This is a genomic window from Arsenicicoccus sp. UBA2120 (assembly GCF_002330965.1).
In the GTDB taxonomy this organism is placed as follows: domain Bacteria; phylum Actinomycetota; class Actinomycetes; order Actinomycetales; family Dermatophilaceae; genus Arsenicicoccus; species Arsenicicoccus bolidensis.
The window spans coordinates 1-12,159 of record NZ_DCYC01000071.1 but is presented as its reverse complement, the minus strand read 5'-3'; the positions used below and the strand labels follow the sequence as shown (position 1 = coordinate 12,159).

The window sequence follows — 12,159 nt, the reverse complement described above, 5'->3', positions numbered from 1 at the left end:
CGCTGGTTGGCGACGTCGACGCCGGCGGTGGGCTCGTCCATCACGAGGGCGTCCGGCTCGCCGGCGAGGGCGCGGGCGATGAGCACGCGCCGTTGCTGGCCGCCTGACAGCGTCGAGACGTCCTGGCGGGCCTGGTCCGTCATACCGACGACGTCGAGGGCCGAGGCCATGATCTGGTGGTCGCGCGCCCCGAGCCGGGCCAGGAGGCCCTGGTGCGGCAGGCGCCCGGTGGCGACGACCTCGCGGACCGTCGCCGAGACCGAGCCGGACAGGGTGTGGCGCTGGGGCACGTAGCCGATGCGATAGCGCTGGCGGAAGCGCGCGAGCGGGGTGCCGAACAGCTCGACCTCGCCGCCCAGGTGGTCGTTGAGCCCGAGCAGGCCCTTGACCAGCGTGGACTTGCCGCACCCGTTGGGTCCGAGGAGGGCCAGCGCCTCGCCGGGCGCCACCGTGAGGTCGGCCCCGGAGACGACGGCGCGGTCGGCGTACCCGAAGGACGCCGACCGGAGCCTGATGACGGGAGCGTCAGGCGCGCTGACGCGGGCGGAGGTCACGGACAGCTCTGGCCCTTCTTGAGCGTGGCGAGGTTGGCCTTCATGACGCCAACGTAGTCCTTGGCGGCGGAGGAGTCCGTGATGCCCTCGATCGGGTCCAGCACCGCCGTCTGCGCGCCGGTCTCCTTGGCGACCGTCTGGGCGATCGCCGGGCTGACCAGCGTCTCGGCATAGATGGTGGTGACCTTGTGCGACTTGGCGTACTTCGCGATCTCGGCGAGCTTGGCGGGCTCGGGCTCCTCCTCGGGGGACAGCCCCGAGATGGCGACCTGCTGCAGCCCGTAGCGGTCCGCGAGGTAGCCGAACGCCGCGTGGCTGGTCACGATCGTCGTGTTGGTGCAGCCCTTGAGGCCGGCCGCGAGCTCGGAGTCCAGGGCGGTGAGCCGGCCGGTGAAGGCCTTGAGGTTGGCGTCGTAGTCCGCGGCGTGGGCGGGGTCGGCCTGCTTGAGGCGGTCGGCGATGGCCTGGGAGACCTTGGCGTAGCGCTGCGGGTCCAGCCAGAAGTGCGGATCCTTGGCGCCCTTGCCGTGGCTGTGCCCCGCGTGCTCCTCGGCGGACTCCGTCGAGTGGTCGTGCCCGTCCTCGCCGATCGTCTCGCCGTGCGTGAGCGAGAGGTTGGCGGCCGTCGCGACGTCGAGCGCCTTGTCCGGCTTGGTGTCGGCGACCGCGGTGTCGACGGCCGACTGCAGCCCCTTCTCGTAGATCGCGAGGTCCGCCTGGGACAGGGTGGCCACGTCCTTGGGCGTCAGCTCGAGGTCGTGCGGCTCCGAGCCGGGCTTGGTGAGGTTGGTGACCTGCACGTGCTGGCCACCGATCTGCTCGGCGGCGTGCTGCAGGGGATAGAAGCTGGCGACGACGCCGAGCTTGCCGTCCTTGCCGCCCTGGCTCGCTGCGCCGCCGGTGCTGGAGCCGCCGTCACCCGATCCGCAGGCGGTGAGGGCGAGCAGGGTGAGGGCTGCAGGGGCGGCGAGCAGACGGCGGTTCATGCTCTCCAGGGTCGGCCTAATGGAAATCATTGTCAAACTGGCTCCGCCCGCTAGTCCGGGCGATGGGCGTGGGCGGCGCGTCGTGAGCTCGGAGCTCAGTTCGGGTCGTCAGGAGGCCGTGGGCGGGGCTTCTGCCGGCACATTCCGAGCTCGGAGCTCAGTTCGGGTCGCCGGGAGGGCATGTATGGCGACGTGGGCGGCACGTTGTGAGCTCGGAGCTCAGTTCGGGCCGCCTGGGGATAACGTGACGGGTCCCCGCCCCGCTTGTGGATGGCAGACGCCACCACGCTCGAACCGTCTCAAACTGGGTCCATGGCACCCAAACGCCCTCTCCCGCCGCAGCTGAGCGCCCGCGTCTTCTTCACCGTTCGGCGCGCTCGCGAGCTGGGGGTCACTCGCGCGACGATGGCCGATCTCGCCCGCCCGCACCGCTCGGTGCTCGGCACCCGCATGCCGCTCACGGTCCTCGAGGACGCCCAGGCCGCATCCCTCGTGCTGCCGGCGGGATGCGTCTTCACCCACTGAACGGGTATCTGGCTCCGCGGGCTGGTGGTGGGGCGTCGGTGGATGCCCGAGCACCGACCGCCGCTCGACGTGGGCGTCCACGGCCGGACCCCACCACGGCTGGCCACCGTGACCGGTCATCGGCTGCTCGCGCCGGACCTCCCGACGATCGTGCTGCCGGGCCTCGCGATCCCCGTCCTCGACGACGCGCACCTGTTCCGGCAGGTGGCGGGCGATCTCAGCGTCGCGGATCGCGTCGTGCTCGGGGACCTCATGGTTGCGTGGAGGTCAGGCCGAGGTGACGACTACTTCGACGAGGCGCTGGCGATCCGGTCCTGCGGGGTCGTTGCGGCCCGCGCGGCGAGCCGTCAGGTGCGTCCCGGCACGAACTCGGTGATGGAGTCGAGGGTGCGGCAGGACTTCGTGCGCGAGGGGTTACCGGCACCCGAGCTCAACGCCCAGATCCTCGACGATCGCGGAGCGCTGGTCGGCTACGCGGACTTCCTCTGGCGCCGCGCCAGGGTCGTCGTCGAGTACAACGGTGCCCACCACTACCGCACCGACGAGCAGCGGCTCCAGGACGAAGCGCGTCGCAACCGCATGGAGCGCCTCGGCTACCTCGTCATCCTCATCAACAAGGTCGACTACTACGACCATCACGCCGAGACGATGGCTGCGGTCCGGGCGGCGCTGGTGGTGCGGGGCGCTCTCGCCGCCTGATCCGAGCTGAGCTGGGAGCTCCCTCTGGGTCGTCTGGGAGGGCTGGGATGGGGCTTGGGCGGCGCAAAGCGAGCTGCGGGCTCAGTTCGGGTCGTCTACGGGGGTCGTGGGGCGGTGTGGGCGGCGCGAAGTGAGCTGGGGACTCAGTTCGGGTCGTCTGGGAGGGCTGGCCGGGGGCTTGGGCGGCGCGAAGTGAGCTGGGAGCTCAGTTTGGGTCGGGGGCCGTATGCCGGGGGACCGGCGTCACGCGGCGCGCACTCCCTGGTCCTCGACGGGGGGCTCGGCCAGGCTGGGGACGTGCCGCAGCCACAGCGAGAGGACCAGCGCCAGGAGCAGGAGCGCACCGGTGAACCCGACGACCAGGGGCCAGCCGCCGCGGCTCCAGGCCGTGCCGACGACCGTGCCGCAGACGGACGACCCGAGGTAGTACGCGAACATGTAGAGCGAGGTGGCCTGGGCGGTGCCGCGACCGACATACGTGGCGCGGGCGGCGACCCAGCCCGAGGCCACCCCGTGGGCGGCGAAGAAGCCGGCGGTCAGCACCGCGAGCCCGCCCACGACCGCCCACAGCGACCCGCCGAGGGTGACCAGCAGGCCGAGCAGGACGATCGCGAGCGCCACGGGGACGACTACTCGCACGCCGTGACGGTCCGCGAGGCGCCCGGCCCGCTCGGAGCTCACCGACCCGAGGGCATAGACGACGAACACCAGCCCGGCGACGGCGAGGCTCAGGTGGTAGGGCGCGGCGGCGAGCCGGAACCCCATGGCGTTGAACACCGACACGAAGGCCCCCATCGCGCAGAACGCGATGCCGTAGAGCGCGAGCAGGGCGGGGTCGGTGAGCATCCGGCGGTTCATGGCGACGAGCTCGCGCAGCGACAGCCGCGCCGGGGCGAAGCGTCGCGAGCCAGGCAGCACCGCGCGCACCGCCACCGCGCACAGCAGGCCCAGGCCCCCGATCGAGCCGATGGACCAGTGCCAGCCGAGCAGGTCGGCGACACCGCCGGTGAGCAGGCGACCGAGCATGCCGCCGAGGGCCGTGCCGCCGATGTAGAGCCCGGTCGCCCGCGCCGTCGCCGAGGGATGCACCTCCTCGCGCAGGTAGGCGACCGCCACTGCCGGCAGCCCTGCCACCGCCAGGCCGAGCAGCGTCCGCAGGACCAGCAGGACCGTCCACGACGGCGATAGCGCCGTGAGGATCGTGACCACCGACGACGCGAAGAGCGACACATGCATGACCCGCGTGCGCCCGAGCACCTCCGAGGAAGGGCCCACGACGAGCAGGGCCAGGCCCAGGGCGAAGGTCGTGGTCGACACCGACAGGGCGGACTGCGCCGGCGTCAGCGCGAAGGCCCGCGACAGCTCGGGCAACAACGGCTGGGTGGTGTAGATCATCGCGAAGGTCGCGAGCCCGGCGAGGAACAGCGCCCACGAGATGCGGCGGTACTCCGGGGACCCCGGCCGGTGTCCCCCGGCCGTTGGGGGTGGCGGCGGGGCGGCATACGGCTGGGGCACCCGACCACCGTATGCCGGACCCGCCCCCCGGCCTGCCCACCCCGACGACCGCGGCACAGGCATCCCCAACGCCGAGTGGTCACCTCCCGACGTCGGGAAGTGACCACTCGGCGGTGACCTGTTGCGGAAGAGGCGAGGGTCAGGTGCGGCTCAGCGCTGGATCGCTCAGCACTGGATTCCTCGGTGCTGGATCACTCAGTGCTGGATCGCTCAGTGCTGGATCGCGCCCGCCGTGCCGTGGCCGGACAGGGACCGGACCTCCATCTCGGCGTACTTCTCGGGGTTGGGCTTCTCCTTGTCGGTGATCGAGCCCAGCCAGCCGAGCAGGAAGCCCAGCGGGATCGAGATGATGCCCGGGTTGTCCAGCGGGAACCAGTGGAAGTCGATGGAGGCGTTGGTGATCATCGACAGGCTCTTGCCGGTCGCGTCGACCTTGCCGGACACCACGGGGCTGAACAGGATGAGCAGCATCGCCGACCCGAGCCCGCCGTAGATCGACCAGAGCGCTCCTCGGGTCGTGAACTTCGACCAGAACAACGAGTAGAGGATCGTCGGTAGGTTGGCGCTCGCGGCGACCGCGAACGCCAGGGCGACGAGGAAGGCGATGTTCTGCCCGTTCGCGAGGATGCCGCCGACGATCGCGACGACACCACCGGCGATGGCGGCGCGGCGGGCGACCTTGACCTCCTGCTCCTGGGTGGCCTTCCCCTCCTTGATCACCATGTTGTAGATGTCGTGCGCGAAGGTCGCCGAGGTGGTGATGGTCAGGCCGGCGACCACGGCGAGGATCGTGGCGAACGCGATCGCCGAGATGATGCCGAGGAAGACGGACCCGCCGAGGTGGAAGGCCAGCAGCGGTGCCGCGGAGTTCTCCTTGCCGGGGGCGGCCACGATGGCGCCGGGGCCGACCAGGCCGGCCGCGCCGAAGCCGATGACCAGGGTGAAGAGATAGAACAGGCCGATCAGCCAGATCGCCCACTCGACCGACTTGCGCGCCTCCTTGGACGTGGGGACGGTGTAGAACCGCATCAGCACGTGGGGGAGCCCGGCGGTGCCGAGCACGAGGGCCATCGACAGCGAGATGAAGTCGATCTTGGTCGTCGTGGTCTTGCCGTACTTCAGGCCGGGGTTGAGGAGCTTCTCGCCGACCTTGGGTGACTCGTCGACGGCCTTCTGCATCACGGCGGACAGGTTGAAGCCGAACTTGCCGAGCACCCAGACGGTGATGACCGCGGCGCCGGCGATCAGCAGGCAGGCCTTGATGATCTGCACCCAGGTGGTGCCCTTCATCCCGCCGATGAGGACGTAGGTGATCATCAGGATGCCGACGATGACGATGACGATCGCCTGCCCGGCCCAGGACTTGACGCCGAGCAGCAGCGACACGAGGCCGCCCGCGCCGGCCATCTGGGCGAGCAGGTAGAAGAACGAGACGGCGAGCGTCGAGGTCGCGGCGGCCATCCGGACGGGACGCTGGCGCAGCCGGAAGCTCAGCACGTCGGCCATGGTGAAGCGGCCGGTGTTGCGCAGCAGCTCGGCGACGAGCAGCAGGGCCACGAGCCAGGCGACGAGGAAGCCGATGGAGTAGAGGAAGCCGTCGTAGCCGGCGACGGCGATGGCGCCCGCGATGCCGAGGAAGCTTGCCGCCGAGAGGTAGTCGCCGGCGATGGCGATGCCGTTCTGACGGCCGGAGAAGGCCGCGCCACCCGTGTAGTACTCGCCGGCCGTCTTCTTCTTGCCCGTCGACACCTTGATGACGACGGCCAGGGTCACGACCACGAACACGGCGAAGATCGCGATGTTGAGGATGGGCGAGCCGACGGACGTGGCCGCGGCGCTGATCATCGTGCTGCTCATCAGGCGTCCAGCCCCTTCTCCTCGACCATCTGGTGGACCCGCTCGGCCCGGGGGTCGAAGACGCGGTCGGCCCAGCGCACGTAGACGATGGTGATCGCGAACGTCGTGACGAACTGCAGGAAGCCGAAGATCAGGCCGACGTTGATGTTGCCGAGCACCTTGATGCTCATGAACGCCGGGAAGAACGCGGCGCAGATGACGTAGAGGAAGTACCAGGCGAGGAACGCCCCGGCCATCGGGAAGACGAAGGACCGCAGCCGCGAGCGCAGCTCCTGGAACTCGGGCGACCGTTGGACGTCGCTGTAGGCGGCGCTGTAGTCGCGGGTGGGCTTGGTCGCGCTCACGCGGTGCCTCCTGCGGGGGTGGGGAGTCGGCACGTCGTCGTGCCGATCGTTACTGTGCGCCCGGTCACCGGTCACGGACGAGAGCCACACGATCACGACGGGTCGAGCGGTCGGTGAGGCTCGGTGAGCGGTCCCGACCAGGTCGTATGCCGAGACGCCCGCCCGTCAGCGGGCTGCGGTCCGGCGCGAGGACCGGTCGAGGCGCACGTCCTCGGGGGTGTGCAGCCGCACCATCGTGCGGGAGGTCCCGCGCGGGATGCTGCCCGGCGTGAGCAGCGACACGAACACGGCGACGAGGAAGGCGGCGGGGGCGGTCCAGGCGGCGGGGGCCGCGGTGAGCGCACCGGCCCAGCCCTCCGTGACCCGGCCGGTGAGGCTGAGCAGCGAGGCCGTGGCCGCGAGGACGGCGCCGACGCCGACGGAGGCGAGGGTGCCGGCGCGCGACAGTCGTGGCCACCACACGCCGAGCACCAGCAGCGGCGCGAAGGTCGAGGCGGTGAGGGCGAAGACCAGGCCCACGAGGGTGCCGACGCCGACGTGCGGGAGCAGGTGGGCGACGGCGAGGGGGACGAGCACGGCGACGGCCACGGACAGGCGGAAGCTGTGCAGCCGGTCGGCGTCACCGCCGGTGGCGCGCAGGAGGGCGGGCCCGACCAGGTCCTGGTCGACGACGCCGGCCACCGCCACGACCAGGCCGCTCGCGGTGGACAGGAAGGTGACGAAGGCGCCGGCCGCGATGAGGGTGGTGAGGGTGTCGCCGACACCGCCCGGGATGGCGCTCGTGGGGAGCCGCAGCATGACGGTGTCGGTGGAGGCGCCGGCCGGCAGGGACGGGACGTAGACGCGGCCGAGGATCCCGTAGATCGGCAGGGCGAGGTAGAACGCGGCGATGAGGCCGATCACCGTGACGGTCGTCCGCCTGGCGGCGCGGCCGTCGCGGATCGTGTAGTAGCGCACGACGACGTGGGGGAGGGCCATCGTCCCGAGCGCCTGCCCCAGCAGGGTCGACCAGACGGTGTAGAGGGGGTGGTCCTGTCCGGCATACCCGCTGAGCGGCTCGGACCAGGACTCGAGCTGGTCGGGCGGCAGGGCCGGGCCGGGGGAGCCCGAGCGGACCCACACGACGACCAGGACCAGGGCGGGCAGCCACAGCGCGGCGAGCTTCATCCAGTAGTGCCAGGACTGCACCAGGGTGATCGTGCGCATGCCGCCCGCGCTCACCACGGTGAGGACCACGGTGCCGACGAGGACCCCGCCGAGCCAGGCCGGGGCGCCGGTGAGGAAGCGCAGGGTCAGGTCGGCGGCCTGCAGCTGCACGAGCAGGTAGACCCAGCCGATGGCCACGACCAGCAGGGACACCACGCGGCGCACGCGGCGGCTCTCGAGGCGGTCCTCGGCGAAGTCGGGGAGCGTGTAGGCCCCCGAGCGGCGCAGCGGAGCCGCGATGAGCACGAGCAGCATGAGATAGCCGACCGTGTAGCCGACGGGCAGCCACAGCCGGTCGGCGCCGTCGGACCACATGAGCCCGGCGAGGCCGAGGAAGCTCGCGGCGGAGAGGTACTCGCCGGTGATGGCGGCGGCGTTGCGGCGCGGCGAGATGGCGCGCGAGGCGACGTAGAAGTCGCTCGTGGTGCGGCTGGAGCGAGCCCCGAGCAGGCCGAGCCCGAGCGTCAGGAGACAGACCGTCGCCACGGCGACGATGCCGTATGCCGGCTGCAGGGCCGCCGTCATGGCGCGCCGCCGGTCGGCCCGCTGCCGTCACGGCCGTCGTCTTGAGAAGCGCCGCCACGGCCCGCTCCGTCACGGCCCGCTCCGTCACGGCCCGTTCCGCCACGGTCCGGGAGGTCGTCACCGGCGACGGTGCGGGCGAAGTCGCGCTCGACCCGCTCGACGGCTCGGGCGTAGGCCCGGCCGAGCAGCCACAGGGCGGGATAGATCACGACGCCGACCAGCAGCCAGGCCACCGTCACGCCGGGTCCGAGCCGCAGGCCCGCCGCCCCTGGGACGAGGGCGAAGGCCAGGGGCAGGCCGACGAGCAGCGTGACGAGGGACGCCAGGGCGGCGGCGACCAGGCGGCGCAGCCCGCGCAGGTAGGTCCGCATGTAGACCTGCCCGAGGCCGGTGTCCTCGTCGATCTCCCGGGTGCTGGGGCGGACCGCGGCGCTGCGGCGGGCCGCGTCGCGGCGGGGGGGGGGGGGGGGGGCCCCCCGGGGGGGGGGGGGGGGGCCCCCCGCCGGGGTTTCCCCCCGGGGGGCCCCCCCCCCCCGCCCGGGGCGGGGGGGGGGGGGGGNNGACCTGCCCGAGGCCGGTGTCCTCGTCGATCTCCCGGGTGCTGGGGCGGACCGCGGCGCTGCGGCGGGCCGCGTCGCGGCGGGGCGAGGTGATGCGCACCCGCGGCGGTGTCGGGCTGGTCACGCCGTCGGGTTCTCCCGTCGGCGGGCCTCGCCCGGCCGGCCGAGACGGTCGCGCAGGGCGCGGGTGTGGCGGCGCGAGACCTGCAGCTCGAGGGGTCCGAGCAGGACGGAGCAGTGGCCCTTGTCGGTGCGGACCTGCGTGACGTGCCGCAGCGACACGAGCGTGCTGCGGTGGATCCGGGCGAACCCCGCCGAGGACCAGCGCTCCTCGAGGGTGGACAGCGGGATGCGCACGAGGTGGTTGCTGTCCCGCGTGTGCAGCCGGGTGTAGTCGCCCTGCGCCTGGGCGTAGATGACGGCGGACCGCTTGACGAAGGTGGTGATGCCGGCGAGCTCGACCGGGATGACCTCGTCGTCGTCCTGGCGCTGCGTCGGGGCGGACTGTGGTGCGGGCGCGGGGCGGGCCGCGACGACCCGGCGGACGGCCTCCGCGAGGCGCTCCTCGCGGACGGGCTTGAGGACGTAGTCGATGGCGTCGACCTCGAAGGCGTCGACGGCGTGCTGGTCGTGGGCGGTCACGAAGACGAAGGACGGCGGCTCCTCCTGGGCGGCCGCCGCGCGGGCCACGTCGAGACCGTCGAGGCCGGGCATGCTGATGTCGCAGAAGACGACGTCCACGTCGTTCTGGGCCAGGATCGCGAGGGCCTCGGCGCCGCTGCCGGCCAGGTGGATCCGCCCGAGGCGCGGATCCTCGCCGAGCAGGTAGGCAAGCTCGTCCCGCGCCGGCGGCTCGTCGTCGACGACGAGCGCGGCGAGGCGAGGTCCGGTCACGTCTGCGTGGTGCTCCGCCATGGTGCCCCCTATTGTCCTGCATGGACGCCGGGAGCCCACTTGGGCACGGTGAAGGTCACCCGGGTGCCCGCCCCTGGCGCGGTTTCGACCACGACGCCGTGGGCGTCGCCATACACCTGCCGCAGGCGGGCGTCCACGTTGCCCAGGCCCACGTTGTCGCCGTCGTGCTCGCCCGACAGCACCGAGCGGACCCGCTCGGGGTCGGACCCGGCGCCGTCGTCCTCGACGCTGACCTGGGTGACCGTGCCGAGGTCCCGCGCGGTGATGCGGATCGTGCCGTCGCCGACCTTGCGCTCGAGGCCGTGACGGACGGCGTTCTCGACGAGCGGCTGCACCGAGAGGTAGGGGACGGCGTTGCCGAGCACCTCCGGGGCGATGTCCAGGTCGACCTTGAGCCGGGGGCCGAAGCGGGCCTGCTCGAGGGCGAGGTAGCGCTCGATGTTGACCAGCTCCTCCTCGAGCGTGGTGAACGCGCCGCCGCTGCGGAAGGAGTAGCGCGTGAAGTCGGCGAACTCCAGCAGCAGCTCGCGGGCGCGGACGGGGTCGGTCCGCACGAAGCTGGCGATGGCGGCGAGGGAGTTGTAGACGAAGTGCGGGGAGATCTGCGCCCGCAGGGCCAGCAGCTCGGCCTCCATCGTGCGGGTGCGCTGGCGGCTGAGCTCGGCGAGCTCGACGTTGGTCGACACCCAGCTCGCGACCTCGCGCGTGGCCCTGGTCAGGCCGTAGCTCACGTCCGGGGCGTAGGCGACGAGCGCGCCGATGACGGTCTCGTCGCTGACGATCGGCGCCGCCACCGCGGAGCGGATCGGGCAGTCCTCGTCGACGCACACGAGGCCGCGCACCACCTCGAGGTCACCGGTCGCGAGGACCTGCTCGACCAGGTCGACGGCACCCGCCGCGTGACGCTCACCGGTGCCCTCCCAGACGAGCAGGGCCTGCGTGTCGAGGATCGCGAGCGCCGGCACGCCGAGCAGGGCGCGCAGGTGCCGCGCGGCCTTGGCGCTGCCCTCCGGCGTCAGGCCGTCCTTGAGGTGGGGAGCCGCGAGCCCGGCGGTGTGGAGGGCGTCATACGTCGCCTCCTCGACGGGGGAGGAAAAGGTGCGCCGCACGCGGACCACCCGCAGCGCGAGCCACGCGGCCAGGACCAGCAGGGCCGCGAGGACGGCGATCAGCGCGACGGAGCTGCGCGCGGGCCCTTCGAGCATGGACCGATCGTAGGGCGTGAGTCCCTAGGCTGACCCCGTGAGCTCCCCCGTCGCCGCCTCCGTCGAGCCCCTGCTGCGCCTGCCGGGGGTGACCGACGCCGTCGCGGCCGCCCGCGAGGCCTGCACGCAGCTGCGCTGGCACCAGGCCCTGCGCCGCCGCATCCCCGAGGCCGCCGCCGAGTCGCGGGTGCGAGGTGCCAGGGAGACGGCCTTCCTCGACGGCATCCAGTTCCCCGTCGAGACGGTCCGCGACCTGAGTCGTGGAGCGCTGTCCTGGCGAGACGACCCCCTCCCGGACGAGCAGGTGCTGCGGGGGGCGGTGCAGGTGACGGCCGAGGCCGAGCACCTGCGTGCCGTGCTGTCTGCGGCGCCGCGACAGGTCGTGGCGCGTCTGCACACGGCGGCCGCGACCCCGTTGGGCGTCGAGGCGGCGGCGCTCGGGCGTCCTCGGGGCCCGGAGGCGGTGTGCGCGGAGCTCGTCGAGCTGGGGGAGCCGGTCGCGGCCGAGCGGGTCGCCGCCAGGCTGGACGGGATCGTGGAGCTGCTGCGCGCCGTGGGGCCGGTGCCCGCCGGCGTGGTGGGGGCTCTCGTGCACGCGGAGATGGCGGTGGTGCGTCCGTTCGAGCGCGGCAACGGGCTGGTGGCGCGGGCCCTGGAGCGCGTGGTCGTGCAGGCCGGCGGGCTCGACCCGACCGGCGTCGCGGTGCCCGAGGCCGGTCACCGGTCCCTCGGGCAGACGGCGTATGTCGGAGCGCTCGCCGCCTATGCCACGGGGACGCAGGACGGGGTGCGGCTGTGGCTGCTGCACTGCTGCGAGGCGATGGTCGCGGCGGCGGCCGAGGGCACGCGGGTCGCCGACGCCGTGCTCGCCGGCCGCACCGCGTGATCCCGCCGGTGCGGTCAGGCGGTCGCGCCGAGGCCGCCATCCAGGGGCTGTGCGCTCACCCGATCGAGGTAGTCCTCTCGGCCCCCTCGTGCGTCGTCGCGCACTAGTCATGTCGCGCCCGTGAGTCACCTTTATCGATGTAACGCATCGCTGAGTGCGCCAGAATAGGCCGAACGGGTGACTTTGGGCGCCCGGGGTGGGTAGTGACTAGTCATTTGTCCGAGTCCGTCGCATCATGGAGTTACGCGCTCCCTTCGGGTCGAGCGCAGTGCATGGGCTCTTCCCCCCCAGAGCCTATGCACGGCGACCCCCGTCACCCCCCCCGACGGGGGTCGCCCCATGTCCGCACCCAGGTGCCCGCCCCCTCGCTCACGGGTCACTT

General features: G+C 72.6%; 12 protein-coding genes. 3 read left to right on the top strand and 9 right to left on the bottom strand.

The annotated features are described in order from the left end of the window. Positions 1-554 (bottom strand): metal ABC transporter ATP-binding protein (locus B2P18_RS10850; RefSeq protein WP_286959095.1); only part of this gene is annotated, 554 nt, incomplete at its 3' end. Continuing rightward, a complete protein-coding gene (locus B2P18_RS10845; protein WP_286959078.1) occupies positions 551-1,540 on the bottom strand; it encodes a metal ABC transporter substrate-binding protein in 990 nt (329 codons plus the stop codon). The genes B2P18_RS10850 and B2P18_RS10845, both read right to left, overlap by 4 nt. Before the next feature lie 312 nt (positions 1,541-1,852). Here B2P18_RS10845 and B2P18_RS10840 point away from each other — a divergent pair, with 312 nt between their 5' ends. Together B2P18_RS10840 and B2P18_RS10835 are read left to right on the top strand one after the other, a co-directional pair. Next, complete coding sequence (locus B2P18_RS10840; RefSeq protein ID WP_286959077.1) at positions 1,853-2,065, top strand: hypothetical protein; 213 nt, start codon at positions 1,853-1,855, stop codon at positions 2,063-2,065. A 42-nt stretch (positions 2,066-2,107) separates the two neighbouring features. After that, a complete protein-coding gene (locus B2P18_RS10835; protein ID WP_286959075.1) occupies positions 2,108-2,764 on the top strand; it encodes a DUF559 domain-containing protein in 657 nt (218 codons plus the stop codon). 243 nt (positions 2,765-3,007) lie between these two features. Here the strand turns inward: B2P18_RS10835 and B2P18_RS10830 are convergent, their stop codons facing one another. From B2P18_RS10830 to B2P18_RS10800, 7 genes are all read right to left on the bottom strand, one after another. After that, positions 3,008-4,279: an MFS transporter gene (locus tag B2P18_RS10830; RefSeq protein WP_286959071.1), complete on the bottom strand. Its 1,272-nt coding sequence runs from the start codon at positions 4,277-4,279 to the stop codon at positions 3,008-3,010. Positions 4,280-4,489: 210 nt separating this feature from the next. Then, a complete protein-coding gene (locus B2P18_RS10825; protein ID WP_029212768.1) occupies positions 4,490-6,136 on the bottom strand; it encodes a solute symporter family protein in 1,647 nt (548 codons plus the stop codon). Then, positions 6,136-6,480, bottom strand: coding sequence for a DUF485 domain-containing protein (locus tag B2P18_RS10820; protein WP_029212767.1), 345 nt, complete (start codon positions 6,478-6,480; stop codon positions 6,136-6,138). Before B2P18_RS10820 ends, B2P18_RS10825 begins: the two co-directional genes overlap by 1 nt. 165 nt (positions 6,481-6,645) lie before the next feature. Next, positions 6,646-8,211, bottom strand: a complete 1,566-nt coding sequence (locus B2P18_RS10815) for a cation acetate symporter (RefSeq protein ID WP_286959053.1) — start codon at positions 8,209-8,211, stop codon at positions 6,646-6,648. After that, on the bottom strand, positions 8,208-8,582 hold the full coding sequence (locus tag B2P18_RS10810) for a hypothetical protein (RefSeq protein ID WP_286959049.1): 375 nt from the start codon (positions 8,580-8,582) through the stop codon (positions 8,208-8,210). Before B2P18_RS10810 ends, B2P18_RS10815 begins: the two co-directional genes overlap by 4 nt. Positions 8,583-8,891: 309 nt before the next feature. After that, positions 8,892-9,686 carry a LytR/AlgR family response regulator transcription factor gene (locus tag B2P18_RS10805; RefSeq protein ID WP_019286545.1) on the bottom strand — a complete coding sequence of 265 codons (795 nt, stop codon included), beginning with the start codon at positions 9,684-9,686 and terminating at the stop codon, positions 8,892-8,894. A gap of 8 nt (positions 9,687-9,694) precedes the next feature. Next, the gene (locus tag B2P18_RS10800) at positions 9,695-10,891 is read right to left on the bottom strand and encodes a histidine kinase (protein ID WP_239262273.1); all 1,197 of its coding nucleotides are present in this window, start codon (positions 10,889-10,891) and stop codon (positions 9,695-9,697) included. Positions 10,892-10,928: 37 nt separating this feature from the next. On the opposite strand from B2P18_RS10800, the gene B2P18_RS10795 reads away from it, so the two are divergent. Further along, the gene (locus B2P18_RS10795) at positions 10,929-11,777 is read left to right on the top strand and encodes a hypothetical protein (protein WP_029212763.1); all 849 of its coding nucleotides are present in this window, start codon (positions 10,929-10,931) and stop codon (positions 11,775-11,777) included. The last annotated feature ends 382 nt before the right edge of the window (positions 11,778-12,159 follow it).

Coding starts and splice junctions, on each gene's coding strand:
- B2P18_RS10805 (WP_019286545.1), bottom strand. CDS start 9,686: ATGGCGGAGCACCACGCAGACGTGACCGGACCTCGCCTCGCCGCGCTC.
- B2P18_RS10835 (WP_286959075.1), top strand. CDS start 2,108: ATGCCCGAGCACCGACCGCCGCTCGACGTGGGCGTCCACGGCCGGACC.
- B2P18_RS10800 (WP_239262273.1), bottom strand. CDS start 10,891: ATGCTCGAAGGGCCCGCGCGCAGCTCCGTCGCGCTGATCGCCGTCCTC.
- B2P18_RS10840 (WP_286959077.1), top strand. CDS start 1,853: ATGGCACCCAAACGCCCTCTCCCGCCGCAGCTGAGCGCCCGCGTCTTC.
- B2P18_RS10825 (WP_029212768.1), bottom strand. CDS start 6,136: ATGAGCAGCACGATGATCAGCGCCGCGGCCACGTCCGTCGGCTCGCCC.
- B2P18_RS10810 (WP_286959049.1), bottom strand. CDS start 8,582: ATGCGGACCTACCTGCGCGGGCTGCGCCGCCTGGTCGCCGCCGCCCTG.
- B2P18_RS10815 (WP_286959053.1), bottom strand. CDS start 8,211: ATGACGGCGGCCCTGCAGCCGGCATACGGCATCGTCGCCGTGGCGACG.
- B2P18_RS10845 (WP_286959078.1), bottom strand. CDS start 1,540: ATGAACCGCCGTCTGCTCGCCGCCCCTGCAGCCCTCACCCTGCTCGCC.